The sequence below is a fragment of the Pseudomonas orientalis genome, assembly GCF_022807995.1.
GTDB classification, from domain to species: Bacteria; Pseudomonadota; Gammaproteobacteria; order Pseudomonadales; family Pseudomonadaceae; genus Aquipseudomonas; species Aquipseudomonas orientalis_B.
This window is the reverse complement of sequence record NZ_CP094351.1, coordinates 3,323,630-3,341,424: the sequence shown is the minus strand read 5'-3', so window position 1 is coordinate 3,341,424 and position 17,795 is coordinate 3,323,630. Positions and strand designations below refer to the sequence as shown.

Genomic DNA, 17,795 nt, shown 5'->3' with positions numbered 1-17,795 from the left:
CGGCCGCCAAAGGTGGGAAGGGGCTTGTTCCTGATACGCCTCGGTCCAAATGTGGGAGGGGGCTTGCCCCCGATGGCGGCCTCTGGGCCGACCGGGATGTTGGATTGGACCGGGTACATATCCGCGGCCTGTCAGCCGACGGTTACCCATCTGATACACCTCGGTCCAAATGTGGGAGGGGGCTTGCCCCCGATGGCGGCCTCTGGGCCGACCGGGATGTTGGACTAGACCGGGTACATATCCGCGGCCTGTCAGCCGACGGTTACCCATCTGATACACCTCGGTCCAAATGTGGGAGGGGGCTTGCCCCCGATGGCGGCCTCTGGGCCGACCGGGATGTTGGACTAGACCGAGTACATATCCGTTTCTGCGGTCACGGCTGCTATGGGTTCCGCTCTTACAGCGGCTCACTTTTGAAAAGCGCAAAAGTAAGCAAAACGCTCTTGCCCCACCACTCGGCACCTCGCCTGGGCTCGGTGTGCCCTCTCTCCGGCTTGAATCCGTGGGCCGCCGCAATGGGCCATCCATGGCCCAGTGCGGCTAACCCGGCGTCCTGCCGGGTTGCCCACGGATTCAAGCCTGCGTTCGGCCAGCGTGGTTTAACGGGGCGCCCAGGATCAAAAGCCAGATCAAGATCAAGAGCGACTCGCTGCGCATCGTGGTTAGGGTTTGGATACCCGTGCTCAATCAAAAAGCTCAATTTTATGGTCATTTATGCAAACGTCTAAGTTACGCAAAATCGGGATATTCGCAGTCGTGGCGATCGCCATCGGCTTGATCATTTACACCGTCAAGGCGCCTGCCGACGCGCCCCAGTACCTCACCGCCACGGTTGAACGCGGCGATATCGAAAACGCGGTTCTCGCCACCGGCCTGCTGGAGGGGGTCAAGCAGGTCGATGTCGGCGCGCAGGTTTCCGGTCAGTTGAAGTCGCTCAAGGTCAAGGTGGGTGACAAGGTCAAGAAAGGCCAGTGGCTGGCCGAGATTGATCCGCTGATTCTGCAGAACACGCTGCGCAAGGCCCAGGTCGACGAGGAGAATCTGCAGGCTCAGCGCCGCGCTACGGCGGCGCAGGTCAGGCAGGCCAGGTCGGTGTATGAACGCTACAAGGGCTTGCAGGCCGATGAGTCGGTGTCGCGCCAGGATTTCGAAGACGCCGAGTCGACCTTCCAGGTGCAGCAGGCCAATCTGCTGTCGCTGGATGCGCAGATCAAGAGCGCGCATATCCAGATCGACACGGCCAAGGTCAACCTGGCCTATACCCGCATCAACGCGCCCATCGACGGCGATGTGGTGGGTATCGTTACTCAGGAAGGCCAGACGGTCATCGCCAACCAGCTGGCGCCGGTGCTGCTCAAGCTGGCTGACCTGGACACCATGACGGTCAAGGCCCAGGTGTCGGAAGCGGATGTGATTCACATCAGCCCCGGCCAGCAGGTGTACTTCACCATTCTCGGTGAGGCCGACAAGCGCTATTACGCCAAACTGCGTGGCACTGAACCGGCACCGCAGAATTTTCTGGAAACCCAGACCGCCGGCACGCCCAAGCAGAATACGGCGGTGTTCTATAACGCGCTGTTCGATGTGCCCAACCCCGATCACCGTCTGCGCATCGCCATGACCGCCCAGGTGCGTATCGTGCTCGACACCGCCGAGGCTGTGCTGATGGTGCCGGTGGCGGCGTTGGGCGCGCGCAATGCCGAGGGCGGCTATGCAGTGCGGGTGTTGGATGCCAAGGGCAAGGCGCAGGTGCGTGAGGTGAAGACCGGCATCAACAACAACGTCAAGGTGCAGATCCTCGACGGCCTGGTCGAGGGCGACAAGGTGGTGATTGGCGACGCCTCGCCTGCCGTGGCGGGGAATTGAGCCATGACTCAACCCCTGCTGGAGCTCAAGGGCATCACCCGCAGTTTCATGGCTGGCGAGCGCGAATTCATCGCCCTCAAGGGCATTGACCTGACCATTCACGCCGGGGAAATGCTGGCGATCATCGGCGCCTCGGGTTCGGGTAAATCGACGCTGATGAACATCCTCGGCGGCCTGGATTACGCCACCGCCGGCAGCTACAAAATCAACGGCATCGAAACCCGTTCCCTGGGCGATGAGCAATTGGCGGAACTGCGCCGCGATTACTTCGGGTTTATCTTCCAGCGCTATCATCTGCTGGCGCATCTGAGTGCCTTGCACAACGTGGAAATGCCGGCGATCTACGCCGGTATCCCGGAAAGCCAGCGCCACAGTCGCGCGCGGGAGTTGCTCGCGCGCCTGGGTCTGTCGGGGCATGTCACCCATCGGCCGAGTCAGTTGTCCGGTGGGCAGCAGCAGCGCGTGAGTATCGCCCGGGCCTTGATGAATGGCGGCGAGGTGATCCTGGCCGACGAACCCACCGGTGCCCTCGACACCCACAGCGGCAAGGAGGTGATGCGCATCCTCGCCGAGCTGCACGCGGCCGGGCACACGGTGATCATCGTCACCCACGACCCCAAGGTGGCGGCCAATGCCCAGCGTATCGTCGAGGTGTGCGACGGTGAGATCGTCAGCGACAAGGCCAACGAACGTGTCGATCTGGATCTGCCCCACGAAGCGCCAATCGAGCCCCGGCGCAGCGGCGCGCGACGCCTGGTGGCGAGCCTGGGGTTGTTCAAGGAAGCCTTCAATATGGCCTGGGTCGCGCTGGTTTCCCACCGCATGCGCACCTTGCTGACCATGCTCGGCATTGTCATCGGCATCACCTCGGTGGTGTCGATCTCGGCCATCGGCGAGGGCGCCAAGCGTTATGTGCTCAAGGACATCCAGGCCATCGGCAGCAACACCATCGATATCTTTTCCGGCACCAGTTTCGGTGACAGTCGCGCCTCCGCCATCGAGACCCTGATGCCTGCGGATGTGGACGCGTTGAACCAGCTGTATTACGTCGACAGCGCCACGCCGATGGTGGGGCGCAACCTGTTGCTGCGCTTTGGCAATATCGATGTGGATGCCCAGGTCAACGGCGTCAGCGACCGCTACTTCAAGGTCAAGGGCCTCAAACTCGAAGTCGGTATCGCCTTCAGTGAAAGCGATGCACGGCGTCAGGCGCAGGTGGTGGTGATCGACCACAACACCCGGCATCGCCTGTTCGGGCCGAACGTCGACCCCCTGGGCCAGGTGATCCTGGTCGGCAACCTGCCGTGCACGGTGATCGGGGTGACGGCGGACAACAAGAACCTGTTCGCCGCCAGCAAGGCGCTGAACGTGTGGGTGCCGTATGAGACGGCCGCGGGGCGCCTGTTGGGGCAGCGCCATCTGGACAGCATCACCGTGCGTATCAAGGACGGCCAGCCGAGCAAGGTGGTGGAGGACAACGTCAACAAGCTCATGCTGCAACGCCACGGCACCAAGGACTTCTTTACCAACAACCTCGACAGCATCATGCAGACGGTGCAGAAAACCAGCCGTTCGCTGGCGCTGCTGTTGTCATTGATCGCGGTGATTTCGTTGCTGGTGGGTGGCATTGGCGTGATGAATATCATGCTGGTGTCGGTCACCGAACGTACCCGCGAGATTGGCATTCGCATGGCGGTAGGGGCGCGGCAATCGGATATCCGCCAGCAGTTTCTGGTGGAGGCGGTGATGGTGTGTCTGATCGGCGGGATTATCGGTATCTCGCTGTCCTATGCCATCGGCTACTTGTTCTCGCTGTTCGTGAAGGAGTGGGAGATGGTGTTTTCCCTGGGTTCGATCATCACCGCGTTTGCCTGCTCGACGCTGATCGGCATCGTGTTCGGCTTCGTGCCGGCACGCAATGCGGCGCGGCTGGATCCGATCGAGGCATTGGCTCGGGATTGATCTCTTTCGGTCGCTGGAGATCAAATGTGGGAGGGGGGCTTGCCTTCGATGGCAGCGTGTCAGTCAATGCATAGGCAAGCTGATACTCCGCTATCGGGGGCAAGCCCCCTCCCACATTTTGACCTGTGTCGGCTTAGAGACTGGTGTTGTTGTCGGTGGCGTACATCCACCGCAACAACGAATGCCGCCCGCTGATGCCCAGCTTGATCGCGGCTTCATACCGACGCGCAATGCGGCGCGGCTGGACCCGATCGAGGCATTGGCTCGGGATTGATCTCTTTCGGTCGCTGGAGATCAAATGTGGGAGGGGGCTTGCCCCCGATGGCAGCGTGTCAGTCAATGCATAGGCAAGCTGATACACCGCCATCGGGGGCAAGCCCCCCCACATTTTGACCTGTGTCGGCTTAGAGACTGGTGTTGTTGTCGGTGGCGTACATCCACCGCAACAACGAATGCCGCCCGCTGATGCCCAGCTTGATCGCGGCTTCGTGCCGACGCGCAATGCGGCGCGGCTGGACCCGATCGAGGCATTGGCCCGGGATTGATCTCTTTCGGTCGCTGGAGATCAAATGTGGGAGGGGGGCTTGCCCTCGATGGCAGCGTGTCAGTCAATGCATAGGCAAGCTGATACTCCGCTATCGGGGGCAAGCCCCCTCCCACATTTTGACCTGTGTCGGCTTAGAGACTGGTGTTGTCGTCGGTGGCATACATCCACCGCAACAACGAGTGTCGCCCGCTGATGCCCAGCTTGCGCGGCTTCGTGCCGACGCCCAATGCGGCGCGGCTGGACCCGATCGAGGCATTGGCTCGGGATTGATCTCTTGCGGTCGCTGGAGATCAAATGTGGGAGGGGGCTTGCCCCCGATGGCAGTGTGTCAGTCAATGCATAGGCAAGCTGATACTCCGCTATCGGGGGCAAGCCCCCTCCCACATTTTGACCTGTGTCGGCTTAGAGACTGGTGTTGTCGTCGGTGGCATACATCCACCGCAACAACGAGTGTCGCCCGCTGATGCCCAGCTTGATCGCGGCTTCGTGCCGACGCGCAATGCGGCGCGGCTGGACCCGATCGAGGCATTGGCCCGGGATTGATCTCTTTCGGTCGCTGGAGATCAAATGTGGGAGGGTGGCTTGCCCCCGATGGCAGCGTGTCAGTCAATGCATAGGCAAGCTGATCCTCCGCTATCGGGCGCAAGCCCGCTCTCACAATGGATTGGTGTATGGCTTAGAGATCGCGCACTACGCGAAAGCCAATCCAGTCACCGCGCGTCTGCGGGTAGATGTTGTTGCGGTTGCCGGAACGGGAAAATACCGGCGCCTCGCCCCAGTCATTGCCGCGAATCTGGTACGACGCGCAGTTCGGTTCCATCCAGGCACTGCCGTCAGTCGGCGCGCCGACGTAGTTCGGGTGTTCACAATCGGCAACCCGCTCATAAACGTTGCCGTGCATGTCGTACATGCCGAACGCATTCGGCGGATAGCTGCCCACCGGTGATGAATAGCTGTAACCGTCCGCCGGGCCGTAGGTGTTGGCGTGCCTGGCGATGCTGTAGCCCTTGCCCTCGTCGAACGGGAAGGGGAACGGACCGCTGGTGCCGGCGCGGGCGGCGTATTCGCGTTGGGCTTCGCTGACCATGTGGTACTGCTGGCCGGTCTTTTTCGATAGCCAGGCCACGTAATTCTTGATGTCGTCCATGTCCATGCACACCGCCGGCTGGCGCGGGCCCTGGGGGTAGCGCGGCTTGCCGGCGATGCATTCACGGCCGGGACGGTCATCGCCATTGGCGATTTTCACCCCGGTCTGACGCACGTAGCTGTCCCATTCTCCGGCGGTGACGTGGAAGCGGCTCATGGCGAAGGGCTTGGCGAAGGTCACTTCATGCATCGGGCCTTCGTCGGGCTCGCGGCCGACTTCGTCTTCCGGGGTGCCCATGGTGAAGGTGCCTGCAGGCAAGACCACCATTTCCGGGCAGTCCTTGCAGTCCTTGAAGACTTTTCCAGGTTGCGGTGCCGCCGCCTGGGCCAGGCCGGGGAGCAGGGCGCCGCACAGTGCGGTCAGCGCCAGGGCCGTCAGGGGTTTGAGTCGAAATGGCGTCATGGGAGCGTCTCGTTCAAATAAAAAGGGTCACAGCCGTTGGCTCAGCAGCGCCATGAAGCGCTGGATGTCATCCGAGCTGTTGAGCAGGCCGGGAGAGGTGCGGATCACCGGCCCGACATCACGGTCCACGGCGTCGATTACCACACGGTTTTTCATCATGTAGCTGGCCACCGCATCGCAGCCCCGGCCCTTGACCCGAAAGAAGGTAAAGCCTGCCGATAGTTCAGGGCTGCGCGGCGTGACCAGTTCTATCCGCGGATGCGCCAGCAGTTGCTCTTTAAGCTCGGTGTTGAGTGCATGAATACGCGCCTGCACCCGCGCCTTGCCCAATTGCAGGTGCAGCTTGAAGGCCTCGTCGGCGGCCCAGCGATGCTCGAACGCGTGGTAGCCGCCGGGCGTCATGATGGTGGCGAAATCCTTGTCTTCGGAGAAGGTCGGCACCATTGGCGTGACGTAGGTATTGTCGGGGCTGCGAGCGCACACCAGGCCGGTGCCGCGCGGGCCGAACATCCATTTATGGGTACCGGCGATGAAGAAATCGCAGTGCATGGCGGGGAAGTCGAGGTTTTCCACGCCGAAGCCGTGCACGCCGTCGACCACATAGAGAAGACGGTCGGCATCGTCGCGGTTGCGGTTGTATTCATCGACCAGTTGGCCGATTTCGCTGATCGGCAATTTGACACCGCTGCCCGACTGTACCCAGGTCATGCCCAGCACGCGGGTGTTGGGGCGAATATTGCGCTGGATATTGCCCAGCACTTCATCGGCGGACACGCGGCTGGCACTGTCGAACAGCCGGATGCGGCGTACCTGGGTGCCTTCCCTGCGCACGCGAAAATCCAGGACGTTCTGCGTCGCGTAATGCTCATGCTCGGTGGTGAGGATTTCCTGGTCGGCGCGCACCTTGATCCCGCCGTAAATCATCGCCAGCCCCTCGGAGGTGCTGCCGGTCAGGGCGATCTGTGGCGGTGTGGCGTTCAGGTAGCGGCCCGCCCACTCACGCACCTGGCCTTCGCGTTTCCAGGTTTCCTGCAGGTCCCAGTCCATCGCCCGGCCGGGGTTGCGGTCGATCTGCGCGCGGTAGCGATCGATGGCCTCGCGCACCGGCCTGGGGTGCGACGCCACCAGGAAGTTGGAAAAATGCAGGTAATCCGGGTCCTGGTTGAACAGCTGTTTGAAGTCCGTCCATGGGTCGTTCGTGGCGGCGGCCAGCGCCTGGGGAATCAGCGTGTTGCCCAGCGGCAGGCTAGCGGCCAATACGCCGGCCTGTTTGAGGAATGTACGGCGGTCGGTCATGGACTGACTTCTTGATGGGCCAAGGGTTTGGCGGCTTTGCGGACCTGCTCCCACACCCGCAGGAAGTTGCCTCCCCACAGCTTGGCGATATCGGCTTCGGAGTAACCTCGCTGGATCAGCTCGGCGGTGACGTTGCGCACCTCACCCACGTTCTCCCAACCCTGCAGGCCGCCGCCGTCGTTGAAGTCCGATGCGATGCCGACGTGGTCGATGCCGATCTTGCGCACGGTGTAGTCGATGGCGTCGCCCCAGTCCTTGAGGGTCGCCTTGGGTTCTTCTTCGAGAATCGCGTACAGCTCGCTGGCGTACTGGCCGAAGCGCTGTTCGGGCCATGCGGCGATGATCGCATCGCCCGGCATCAGGGCCATCGCCAGGTTCGGCAGCGGCGGCAGGTCGAAGCGGGCGCGCAGGGCATTGAGCTTGTCCTGGGTCGGCTGGCTCAGCGGACGCAGGTAGGCGGGAAAGCCCACCACCTGCACCACACCGCCGCTGCGCTTGATCAGTTGCAGTTCCTTGTCGCTGAGGTTGCGCGGGATGTCCACCGACGCGCGGGGGGCCGAGTGGGACGCCACCATCGGCGTACGGCTCAACTGCGCGACCTGTTCCAGGGCCTTGGTCGACATCTGCGACACGTCGATGATCACGCCCAGATCATTGAGGCGCTGCACCGCCTGCTGGCCGATGGGCGACAAGCCCTCGAGGGCGTCGGTGGTGTCATTGAAAAACGGCAGCGGGCGCGACGAATCCGACCAGGCGTTATTGCCGATGTAACTGAAGCCGAACATGCGCATGCCGCGCGCCGCCCACAGGTCCAGCTGGTTCAAGTCATTACCCAATGGGTAGGCGTTGAGCATGCTGATGAAGATCGCGAACTTGCCTTCGCCGTGCAGGCGGCGCATGTCGTCCGGGCTGTAGGCAATGCCGACCTGGTTGGGAAAATCGCGGACCATGCCGGAGATGATCTTGTAGCGCACCTCCTGCTCATGGCGGGCTTCCTCGACAAAGCCGTCGGTGGGTTTGTGCGGGGCGTTGGGGCCGTTCCAGATTTCCGGCCAGCCGAAAATGGTCAGGGCCGCGCCGGATAATCGCCCGCGCGCCGCCTTGGCCAGGTCGAACTGGCCGCTGCCGTCCTTGTCGGCTTCATTGCCGGCGGTGCCGAAATCCATGGGCACGGTGATATGGCTGTCGAACGACAACAGGCGGTCCTGCATTTCATTGGCCTGCTTGATCACCTCCAGCGGGTAGCCGGCGTTGCCCTTGAACCAATGATCCCAGACCAGAAAGCCGGCCCCGGCAGTGACCGCCAGTGCCAGCGGCAAGCCGATATACAGCGCCTTTTTCGAACGTGGTTTTGTCATTGCCATCTCAGTCAGTTGAGGCCTTTGCTATCAGGGAAGAACGAGCGATGACCGGGGAAATTTAGCGGGCGCTGCCCTGGCGGTAAATTTCCCCTTGTTGCAAACGTTCTAGCTCTGATTAAGCCGTTTCCTAAGGTAGACAATGACGATCTCTCGACGTGGGTTCATCGCAGGCCTGGCGCTGACCGGCGCGGCGGTGCCCGCGGCCTTTTATGCCCATCGCGAGCTGACGCGGGAAGAAGAATTCCCGGTCACCCCCGGCGAAGCCACGGTAGACCTGGCCGACACCCAGGGCCAGCACCTGGCGAACACCTTGCGCGGTGTGTGGAGCCTGCGTCTGGAAGGCCGCGATGCCGGCCTCAGGGGCTTGCCGTCCCACGGCCTGGAACTGCTGTTGGACATCGCCCCCCGTGGGCGCGGCTTGCGCGGTTACCTGGACACCGCCGAGAACCTGCGGGCCGACGGCGAGCCGCGCTACCGCGTATTGGGCGATCTGCTGACGGGCGAGGGCGCCTTGCTGTACTGGCGGCTGATCGACCGCGATTCGGCGGCGGGCATCCCGGCCTACGAATTCAAGATGACCCTTGATGAAGTCTGGGCCGACTTCGGCAATGCCGGCAGCGGCACCCTCAGCGGGCAGATCCTCGACCTTGAACGGCCCCTGGCGTTGACCGAGCGCGACAACCGATTCATCGCCCACAAGCAGCTGTTCCCTGAAGCCCGCCAGCGTATCGGCCTCAACCCGACCTTGCTGGCCTGGCTGATTGCTCCCGAACATCGCCTGTTTCACCAGCTGTGGCATGCCACCCGTGACCAATGGCACAAGCTGTCCGAGGACAAGCGCGAGGCCCTGCGCGGCATCGGCTGGCAACCGGGGCCGCGTGGCCGGGAGCGCGATGCACGGGGCAAGCTCAAGGACCGTAACGGCTCGGGCATCGACTTTTTCTTCATGCACCGCCATATGCTCGGCACTGCCCGCTCCATGCAGGACCTGCCATCGTGGCCGCATTTCCCCGAGCCCCAGCCGGCGCTGGAGCGCGATCGCCAGGGCTTCGTGCGTTATTTCAATAACCACGACGGCTTTGCGCTGCCGCCCTGCTGGTCGGCGCCGGATGACGCCGATTACACCCAGTGGGTCAGCGACATCAAGGCTGCCGAGACCTACCACAGTAATTTCCAGGTGTGGGAATCCCAGTACCGCGACCCACGCTACCTGGCCAGGCTGACCCTGGGCCAATTGGGCTCGGAGATGGAGCTGGGCCTGCACGACTGGCTGCACATGCGCTGGGCTTCTGTGCCGCGCGACCCGTCCAACGGCGCACCGGTGCCGTTTGCCCGCGACCCTGCGGACTTCGCCGCACGCTGGTACGCACCAGAGAACGACTTCCTCGGCGATCCGTTTTCATCCCACGTGAACCCGGTGTTCTGGCACTTCCACGGCTGGATCGATGACCGCATCGAAGACTGGTTCCGCGCCCACGAGCGCTTCCATCCGGGCGAAGTCACCCGGCTTGAGGTCAACGGCGTAGCCTGGTTCGCACCGGGACGCTGGGTTGAAGTGAGCGATCCCTGGCTCGGCCCGGATACCCACGGCTGCAGCACCACGCCGGGACTGCAGCAGGGCCGCTCGATGGAAATGGACCCGGAAATCATGAAACTGGCCCTGCGCATCACCTTCGGCGCCGATGAGGAGCGGCTCAAGGGCCTGTTCAAGCGCGTGCCGCAGCGGCCCTGGTATGCGCGACATTTGAAGGTCAAGCGCCAAGCGTAAGGTTTACCCGCATACCTGTGGCGAGGGAGCTTGCTCCCGTGACGGCTTCCCGGTCGACACGGGCTGTGTGAGTGGGCAGGTTCAGGACTGCTGCGCAGTCCCACGGGAGCAACCTCCCTCGCCACACAGTGAGGCAACTGACACCTGCACGTTAGTGTTTGCAAACCTGCTTCAAAGCACAAATCGGAGACGAAAAAAAACCGGCTGATCAGGCCGGTTTGGGGTTCCCTTCAACAGCAGGGGTTATACGTGGTTGCTCAGCAGGCGTTCAGCGCCGCCCTCGGCCAGGCCACGTTCCTGCAGACGATCCGCACCGCCCTCAGCCAGGCCACGTTCCTGCAAGCGGTCAGCACCACCTTCAGCCAGACCGCGTTCCTGCAGACGATCCGCGCCACCTTCGGCCACACGGGTTTCAATCATGCGATCGGCGCCGCCTTCAGCGACTACCGGGTGGGCGAAAGCGTTTGCAGCGAGTAACGAGAAAGCGAGGCTAAGCAAGAGTTGGCGTTTCATGAGGGTGTGCTCCAAGTGTTTTAGTCGGGTGCCGTTTGGCATGGGTTTGATGTTACGCGTCGCATTTTTTAAGAGAACTTCATTGCGCTGATGGTGACTATCGATGCCAGCGATGGTCCCGCTCACGGGGCCATTACTGCGACCGTCATGGCATCTGCGGCACTTCATTGGGGCGCAGGTCAAACACCAGCACCTCGGCGTCCTCGCCGTGGCTGAGGCGAATCTGGCGCTCGTCCCGTACGCGCACGCCGTCGCCTTCCTGCAAGCGCTGGCCATTGAGTTCGACGCTGCCGCGCGCCACATGGATGTAGGCGTAGCGATCCGGTGCCAGGTCCAGTTGCGCGCTTTCATCGCCATCGAACAGCCCGGCATATACCCGCGCATCCTGGCGCACATTCAACGAACCGTCGGCGCCATCCGGCGAGATGATCAACTGCAGGCGTCCGCGTTTTTGCGCCTCGCTGAAGTGCTCCTGCTGATAGCGCGGCTTGGCCCCGGCTTCATTCGGCACGATCCAGATTTGCAGGAAGTGCACGCCCAGGCGCTGACTGTGGTTGAACTCGCTGTGGGCCACGCCGCTGCCGGCGCTCATCAGTTGCACATCGCCGGGGCGGATCACCGAACCGGTGCCCAGGGTGTCCTTGTGTTCCAGGGCGCCTTCGAGCACATAGGAGAAAATCTCCATGTCACGGTGCGGGTGCTGGCCGAAGCCTTTGCCGGCGGCGACGCGGTCGTCATTGATCACCAGCAGGTCGGAAAAACCCTGTTCCTTGGGGTTCCAGTAGTTGGCGAAGGAGAAGGTGTGGAACGACTTCAACCAACCGTGATTGGCGGCGCCGCGTTCGGAAGCTTTGCGAAGGGTCAGCATGGTCCAGTCCTCAAGTGAGCGCGGGGCTGCGAGATGCAGGGCGCTTGCGTTGAGAAGAAGGTTAATGGTTAACGGTATATTCATTAAGAAGATGAAATCTGAATAACTGTCCCTTATGAGTTGACAGTTAAAGGCATGCCATAATGCCCGTCGCATTCCCTTCCCGATGGACGTTTCCCGCTTATGAAAACCGTGGCCATGGCGCTGTTCCCGGACTTCCTGCTGCTCGACATGGCCGGGCCGCTTGAAGTGTTTTCGATTGCCAACCGCTACCTGCCGGTGGCCGACCACTACCGCATCCTGACCATCGGCACCGAGCCCGGGCCGTTGCGCGCCTCCAATGGCGTCACAGTGCAGACCGATCTGCTGCTGGAGCAGGCCCAGGCGGCCTATGACGTGCTGCTGGTACCGGGCGGCCCGGGTGCCTATAACGAGTGCCATCCCGCGCTGCTGCCCTGGCTCAAGGCGGCCGCGCCAAAGGCTCGGCGTTTCGGTTCGATCTGCACCGGTGCCTTTGTGCTCGGGCACGCCGGCTTGCTCGACGGGCACCGCGTGACCACCCACTGGCATTACACCGAGCGCTTGATCAAGGCGTTCCCCAACGCCATCGTCGAGACCGATCGCATCTACCTGCAGGACCGGCGGTTGATCACTTCGGGCGGCGTCACGGCCGGTATCGACCTGGCCCTGTCGATTGTCGCCCAGGACCATGGCAAGCAGGTGGCGGTGGACGTGGCCAAGGTGCTGCTGGTGGTGATGAAGCGCCAGGGTGGCCAGGCCCAGTTCAGCCCGATGACCGCCGCCGTGGCGCCCCAGGAAACCGCGATCACTCGAGTGCAGCACCATGTGCTGGCCCATCTCGAACAACCCTTTACCATCGAGTCGATGGCCGAACTGGCCGGCATGAGTGCGCGTCACTTTGCGCGGCTGTTCGCCAAGGACGTGCAGATGACGCCCATGGCGTTCCTGCAAGGCGCACGCATCGACCGTGCCCGGCAGTTGCTGGAAACCACTGACCTGCCGCTCAAGACGGTGGCGTTCCACGCAGGCTTCGGCAGCGTGCGGCATATGCGCTTTCTGTTCAGTGAAAAGCTCGGCCTGAACCCTACCCAATATCGACAACAGTTCAGTTAACGACACAATGTCCGTCTGAGGCACCCGATTGTCCGTATCGCTCCCCGTGCCAGCATTGTCCTGTCACCGCCAACTGGCAAGATAACGCCGAGCCCACGGAAAAGGATGCGCAGGCACTCAAGCACGGGTGTTTCAGCGCTGTTACGGACATGAATCATGCTGCGGCGGTGAGCTTTGGCCCCTATACGTTTCATCGGCACCAGCGTCTGGTCAGCAAGGCCGGCTGGCCGGTGCCGCTGGGCGGGCGCGCCCTGGATATCCTCGCCGTGTTGCTGGAAGCGCCGGGGCACTTTATCAGCAAGGCGACCTTGATCGAACGGGTCTGGCCCGACAGCGTCGTCGAAGACAATAACCTGCGCGTGCACATCGCCGCGTTGCGTCGCGCCCTCGATGTGCAACCTCTGATCCTCAATCATCCGCAGCGCGGGTATTGCTTCGCGGCGCCCGTGCACGGCGCGCTGCCGACACTGGCGGCACAGCACAACCTGGCGGCGCGGCTGAGCCCGGTGGTCGGTCGCGATGAGCTGCTGGGCGTGCTGGTGCGGCGCATGGCCGGGCAACGGCTGGTGACCCTGACCGGAGTGGCCGGCATCGGCAAAAGTACCCTGGCCCTGGCGCTGGCCGAGCGCGTGTTGCCACGCTATCGGGACGGGGTGTGGTGGGTTGACGTGAGCGACTTGCGCACGTTGGGCGAACTGCTCGGGCACCTGGCCACGCTATTACAGTTGGACCCGGCCGACAGTCTCGATGAGCTGTGCCGACGATTGGCCGCGCGCCGGTTGTTGCTGGTACTCGATGGGGCCGACCTGCTGCTCGGTGCCTGCCGCAAGCTGCTGCGCGCGCTGCACCAAAGGGCGCCCGAGGTCAGCGTGCTGGTCAGCAGCCGCGAGGCCTTGCTGGCGCCGGGCGAATGCCTCGTGCGCGTGCCGCGGTTGGGCGTGCCGCCCCCCTCGGTGCTGGGCAGTGTCGAGCAGGCCATGGCCTGTCCCGCCGTGCAACTGTTCGTCGCACGGGCGCGCGCCAGTCAGCAGGGTTTTGTGTTGCGGCCCCAGGAATTGGCGGCGTTGCGCGATATTTGTCGGCGCCTGGACGGTATCCCGTTGGCCCTCGAACTGGCGGCCGCCCAGGTCGACGCGCTGGGCGTCAGCGGGGTGCAGCGGCAATTGCGCACCGGCCTGCACGGACTGAGCCGTGGCCGTCGCACGGCAGTGGAGCGCCATCGCTCACTGAGTGCCGCGCTGGACTGGAGCTACCAGCGCCTGAGCCTGCCGGAGTGCTGGCTGTTTCTGCAGCTGGGCCTGTTCAAGATGGCAGTAACCCTGCCCACCTTGAATGAACTGGTCAGCGGTACCGAGCTTGAACACGCCGATTTGTCTTACCTGCTGGCGCGTCTGGTCAACCTGTCGCTGCTCACCATCGAGCCTGGCCTGGGCCCGACGCGCTATCGCCTGCTCAATTGCGTGCGCAGTTATGCCCTGGCGCAACTGCGCGATCCGCGTCAGGTAGAGCGCCTGCAGCAAGGCTACGGGCAGTGTCCGGGTGGGTTTTCAGGCCCGCCGTTTGTCCTGCAACTCATCGAGCAGGCGGCGTACGCGCAGTAGATCGCGGGTGGCGAAGCCTTCGGTAAAGCGAGCGTAGATGGGCTCCAGCAAGTCCCTGGCGGCTTGCCTGCGCCCTTGTTGCTGCCACCGTTGCGCCAGGCAGCCCGCGCAGCGCAACTCCCAGGCCAGGGCCCCTTGCTGGCGCGCCAGGCCGAGGGCTTCGAGCAGCAGCGTTTCAGCGCCGTGGGTATTACCCTCGAGCGCCGCCTGCCCGGCGTACACCCGTAGCACTTCCGGGGCGCACCAGCCCGCCGCACCGCTGCGCGCGCGTTGCATGCCCGGCTCATCGACCTGACTCATGCCAAAGGTGACCAGGGTATCCTCGATCAGTCCCAGGCCCTGTAGATCCTGGTTGCTCTGGATACCGGCGTAGTGCCCGGCCCAGGTCTGGAACAGTTGCACCGAATGCTTGTGCGCCTGCTCAAGCAGCAGGCGCTGCATGGCGTGGGCCTCGTCGTCGGCACCGTTGTAGCGAGCGATCACCACACCGGCCAGGGCGAGGGTGTAGCAGATCGAGGTGCCGTGGTTGATCTGCAGCGCCAGCTCCAGTGCCTGGCTTGCGGTGCGCCAGGCGCGATCGGGGAAGCCCTGTAGCCAAAGGATACGCGCCAGTAAGGTCAGGGAGGCGACGCTCTGGTCGTATTGCACGCCAACGCCATGGGCGAAGCGGTTCATGTGGCCGCTGTGGCTCATGCGCTGCAGCACCTGCTCGGCCTGGTGTCGGGCCAGTGCCTGATTGCCGGTGTAATGCTGGGCCAGGGCGCGCAGGCGCTGAGTGCTCAGGTCCAGCAGCGGCTCGGTACGCGGGTCGAGGCGATCAAATTGCAGGCTCTGTTCCAGCGCCTGGCCATAGCGCCCGGCGCACAGGTTCACCGCCATATGCCCGGAGACCGCACGCAACTGGCCGGCCAGGTCCTGGCGCTCTTCGGCCAGGCGTGCGGCACCGACAAACGCTGCAATGGTCTGCGGCGCGGCGCCCAGGGCGTGGTAGGAGAGGCTGCCCAGGGCCAATTGCAGCTGCAGGGTCAATTGCGTACAGGGCACCTCGACCTGATCGATCAGTGCCAGCGCCTTGTCCACGTAACCGGCATGCTCGCGCAGCAGTGACAGTTCCTGCCACAGGGGCATCGCACTGACCGTCAGGCGGATCGCCAGCAAGTGCCCCGTGGCGTCGGCAAACCCCCAGTCGAGGGCGGCGCGCACGTCTTCGCGCAGCGGTGCGTAGCGCTCGATCCAGGGCTGGGTGGCGATCAGTTCCCAATCGCCCTGGGCCTGTTCCATCAGCGCCAGGCAGCGCGCCGCGTGGCGCTCGCGCGTGGCCTGCAACTCACCCGCCAGGCTGAGTTTTTCCAGGGCGTAGGTGCGGGTGATATCCAGCAGGCGATAGACCATCTCGTCCTCGCCGGCGTCCACATTCAGCAGCGACTTGGCTACCAGGTGCGTGATGGACCCGAGCACTTCGGCCGGGGCGATGTGTTCTCCGGCGATCACCGCCGCCGCGCTGACCAGGCTGAAGCCGCCGCGAAAGACCGCGAGCCTTCGCAGGCAGATTTTTTCGCATTCGGTGAGCAGGTCAAAGCTCCAGTCGAGCGTGGCCCGCAGGGTTTGCTGGCGGGGCAGGGCGCTGTGTCGTCCGCGGGTCAGCAGGCGCAAGTTGTCTTCCATCTGCACCAGCAGCCCCGACAAGCCAAAACGCTCGATCTGTGCCGCCACCAGTTCGATCGCCAGGGGAATACCGTCCAGGCGCTGGCAGATATCGATCGCCAGCGGCAGTTCGGCATCGCTGAGGCTAAAGCTGTCGTGATGGGCCATGGCCCGCTCGATCAGCAACTGCATGGCCGGGTAACCGAGGGCCTGGGCGCGGTTGCCGGTGGCGGGCGGGCAGCTCAACGGCTCCAGGCGTTGCACGGCTTCACCCTCGGCGCGCAGGGCTTCGCGGCTGGTGGTGAGGATGTGCAGGTGCGGCGCATGGCGCAACAGGGTTTCGCTGATCAGGGCGATGTCGTCGAGCAGGTGCTCGCAGTTGTCGATCACCAGCAGCAGCTGGCGTGCCTGCAGGCTGCGGGCGAAGCTGACCAGTTGCGTGCTCTCCCCAGGTGCGACGCCAAGCAGGGCGGCGAGGTTGGGCAGGATCATCGAGGCGGCACTGAGCGGCGCCAGGTCGAGCAGATGAATACCATCGCGGTAATGCCCGATCAGCAACTCCGCGACGCGCAGAGCCACGGTGGTCTTGCCGATGCCGCCGGCACCGGTCAGGGTGATGAAACGTTGCTGCGGCAGTTGCTGCACCAGCGCATCGATCAGGGCCTGACGGCCGATCATGCGCGTGCGCCGCAGCGGCAGGTTATGGCTGGGGCGCTGGGGCGCGCCGTCGATGGGTAGCGTCATCGGTTCGATGCTCAGTGGCGCGACAAAACTGTAGCCGCGCTGGGCGACCGTGACGATATAGCGCTGCCCGGCCTGGCCGTCGCCCAGGGCCTTGCGCAACGCGGCCATGTGTACCCGCAGGTTGCCGTCCTCCACCACACTTTTGGGCCAGACCCGGGCGATCAGTTCCTGCTTGCTCACCACATTGCCGGCGTGTTCCAGCAGGATCAGCAGAATATCCACCGCCCGCCGTCCCAGGCGCAGCGGGCGACCGGCCTCCAGCACCAGGCGCTCGCGCGGATGGATGCGGTAGGGGCCGAAGTGCACGGCCTGGTCGCTCAAATCATTCATGGCTGCCCGGGTTCAAAAGTAAATGATGGGCCAGCATATTCCAGGTGCTTGAAGACCACTAGGCTGCGATCACCTCGGGCTTGGAGCGCGAGTGGTGGTTTCGCCAGGTCATCGGGTTCACGCCTTCACTGCGGGTGAACATGTGACAGAAGTGCGCCTGGTCGCAAAAACCGCATTCCAGGCTGATTTGCGTAAGGCTCAGGGACGAGCCGGTGATCAGTTCCTTGGCGCGCAGGATGCGCTGCTGGCGAATCCACTCCTGGGGCGAGACCCCGGTGGAACACTTGAAGGCGCGGGAAAAGTGGCTGCGCGACAAGGCGCAAGCCTGGGCCAGCTCGGTAATGCTCAGGCTTTCGCCGAGGTTGGCGAGAATCAGCTGTTTGGCGATGCGTTCGCGCCGGTGGCACAGGCCTCCGGTGGCGGATAGACGAGGGGTATATTGCTCGAGTCGGGCCATGACAAATATCCGCAGTCGATGGGAGCGTTCCCGTTGAATGGATGCAGTGTAGACGCCGCTCATCTTGTTGCCGGACCGCCTGGCTGACGAGTTAATCGTTGTTAATTTCGCCAGGTGCGGGCGTGGAAAAGACAGCACAGCTATGCAATCCAAGG

12 protein-coding genes and 2 pseudogenes are annotated in these 17,795 nt (G+C 63.4%); 6 read left to right on the top strand and 8 right to left on the bottom strand.

Annotation, left to right across the window (positions count from 1 at the left end; all coding sequences use genetic code 11):
* Positions 1–714: 714 nt before the first annotated feature.
* Together macA and MRY17_RS14855 are read left to right on the top strand one after the other, a co-directional pair.
* Entirely contained in the window at positions 715–1,866 is a 1,152-nt protein-coding gene (gene macA / locus MRY17_RS14860) for a macrolide transporter subunit MacA (RefSeq protein ID WP_181285242.1), read from the top strand.
* Between the two features lie 3 nt (positions 1,867–1,869).
* Positions 1,870–3,828, top strand: a complete 1,959-nt coding sequence (locus tag MRY17_RS14855) for a MacB family efflux pump subunit (protein WP_243352385.1) — start codon at positions 1,870–1,872, stop codon at positions 3,826–3,828.
* Between the two features lie 404 nt (positions 3,829–4,232).
* Here MRY17_RS14855 and MRY17_RS14845 read toward each other — a convergent pair.
* The 5 genes and pseudogenes from MRY17_RS14845 to pvdM form a co-directional block, all read right to left on the bottom strand.
* Positions 4,233–4,313: pseudogene (locus MRY17_RS14845) on the bottom strand (LuxR family transcriptional regulator); the annotation flags it as partial.
* Between the two features lie 464 nt (positions 4,314–4,777).
* A pseudogene (locus MRY17_RS14840) lies at positions 4,778–4,858 on the bottom strand (LuxR family transcriptional regulator); the annotation flags it as partial.
* Between the two features lie 193 nt (positions 4,859–5,051).
* Positions 5,052–5,924, bottom strand: a complete 873-nt coding sequence (locus MRY17_RS14835; RefSeq protein WP_181284975.1) for a formylglycine-generating enzyme family protein — start codon at positions 5,922–5,924, stop codon at positions 5,052–5,054.
* Positions 5,925–5,951: 27 nt separating this feature from the next.
* Positions 5,952–7,220 (bottom strand): aminotransferase class V-fold PLP-dependent enzyme, encoded by a 1,269-nt coding sequence (locus MRY17_RS14830; protein WP_243352384.1) that lies wholly within the window; start codon positions 7,218–7,220, stop codon positions 5,952–5,954.
* On the bottom strand, positions 7,217–8,578 hold the full coding sequence (gene pvdM, locus MRY17_RS14825) for a pyoverdine-tailoring dipeptidase-like protein PvdM (RefSeq protein WP_243352383.1): 1,362 nt from the start codon (positions 8,576–8,578) through the stop codon (positions 7,217–7,219). Before pvdM ends, MRY17_RS14830 begins: the two co-directional genes overlap by 4 nt.
* A gap of 142 nt (positions 8,579–8,720) precedes the next feature.
* Here pvdM and MRY17_RS14820 point away from each other — a divergent pair, with 142 nt between their 5' ends.
* Together MRY17_RS14820 and MRY17_RS14815 are read left to right on the top strand one after the other, a co-directional pair.
* A complete protein-coding gene (locus MRY17_RS14820; protein WP_181284972.1) occupies positions 8,721–10,349 on the top strand; it encodes a PvdJ/PvdD/PvdP-like protein in 1,629 nt (542 codons plus the stop codon).
* A gap of 249 nt (positions 10,350–10,598) precedes the next feature.
* On the top strand, positions 10,599–10,826 hold the full coding sequence (locus MRY17_RS14815; RefSeq protein ID WP_243352382.1) for a hypothetical protein: 228 nt from the start codon (positions 10,599–10,601) through the stop codon (positions 10,824–10,826).
* A gap of 181 nt (positions 10,827–11,007) precedes the next feature.
* On the opposite strand, the gene MRY17_RS14810 is transcribed toward MRY17_RS14815, so the two are convergent.
* Positions 11,008–11,730 (bottom strand): pirin family protein, encoded by a 723-nt coding sequence (locus tag MRY17_RS14810; RefSeq protein WP_181284970.1) that lies wholly within the window; start codon positions 11,728–11,730, stop codon positions 11,008–11,010.
* 183 nt (positions 11,731–11,913) lie between these two features.
* Between MRY17_RS14810 and MRY17_RS14805 the strand changes: the two genes are divergently transcribed.
* Both MRY17_RS14805 and MRY17_RS14800 read left to right on the top strand, forming a co-directional pair.
* Positions 11,914–12,864: a GlxA family transcriptional regulator gene (locus MRY17_RS14805; protein WP_191956483.1), complete on the top strand. Its 951-nt coding sequence runs from the start codon at positions 11,914–11,916 to the stop codon at positions 12,862–12,864.
* A gap of 149 nt (positions 12,865–13,013) precedes the next feature.
* A complete protein-coding gene (locus MRY17_RS14800) occupies positions 13,014–14,465 on the top strand; it encodes a winged helix-turn-helix domain-containing protein (protein WP_181284968.1) in 1,452 nt (483 codons plus the stop codon).
* Here MRY17_RS14800 and MRY17_RS14795 read toward each other — a convergent pair.
* Positions 14,412–17,183 carry an ATP-binding protein gene (locus MRY17_RS14795; protein ID WP_181284967.1) on the bottom strand — a complete coding sequence of 924 codons (2,772 nt, stop codon included), beginning with the start codon at positions 17,181–17,183 and terminating at the stop codon, positions 14,412–14,414. The genes MRY17_RS14800 and MRY17_RS14795 overlap by 54 nt on opposite strands.
* Before the next feature lie 58 nt (positions 17,184–17,241).
* Positions 17,242–17,640, bottom strand: a complete 399-nt coding sequence (locus tag MRY17_RS14790) for a helix-turn-helix domain-containing protein (protein ID WP_181284966.1) — start codon at positions 17,638–17,640, stop codon at positions 17,242–17,244.
* Positions 17,641–17,795: the final 155 nt, after the last annotated feature.

What these genes read in the sequence shown, in the direction of transcription:
- macA (WP_181285242.1), top strand. Translation starts at nt 715, where the DNA reads ATGCAAACGTCTAAGTTACGCAAAATCGGGATATTCGCAGTCGTGGCG.
- MRY17_RS14855 (WP_243352385.1), top strand. Translation starts at nt 1,870, where the DNA reads ATGACTCAACCCCTGCTGGAGCTCAAGGGCATCACCCGCAGTTTCATG.
- MRY17_RS14835 (WP_181284975.1), bottom strand. Translation starts at nt 5,924, where the DNA reads ATGACGCCATTTCGACTCAAACCCCTGACGGCCCTGGCGCTGACCGCA.
- MRY17_RS14830 (WP_243352384.1), bottom strand. Translation starts at nt 7,220, where the DNA reads ATGACCGACCGCCGTACATTCCTCAAACAGGCCGGCGTATTGGCCGCT.
- pvdM (WP_243352383.1), bottom strand. Translation starts at nt 8,578, where the DNA reads ATGACAAAACCACGTTCGAAAAAGGCGCTGTATATCGGCTTGCCGCTG.
- MRY17_RS14820 (WP_181284972.1), top strand. Translation starts at nt 8,721, where the DNA reads ATGACGATCTCTCGACGTGGGTTCATCGCAGGCCTGGCGCTGACCGGC.
- MRY17_RS14810 (WP_181284970.1), bottom strand. Translation starts at nt 11,730, where the DNA reads ATGCTGACCCTTCGCAAAGCTTCCGAACGCGGCGCCGCCAATCACGGT.
- MRY17_RS14805 (WP_191956483.1), top strand. Translation starts at nt 11,914, where the DNA reads ATGAAAACCGTGGCCATGGCGCTGTTCCCGGACTTCCTGCTGCTCGAC.
- MRY17_RS14800 (WP_181284968.1), top strand. Translation starts at nt 13,014, where the DNA reads ATGAATCATGCTGCGGCGGTGAGCTTTGGCCCCTATACGTTTCATCGG.
- MRY17_RS14795 (WP_181284967.1), bottom strand. Translation starts at nt 17,183, where the DNA reads ATGAATGATTTGAGCGACCAGGCCGTGCACTTCGGCCCCTACCGCATC.
- MRY17_RS14790 (WP_181284966.1), bottom strand. Translation starts at nt 17,640, where the DNA reads ATGGCCCGACTCGAGCAATATACCCCTCGTCTATCCGCCACCGGAGGC.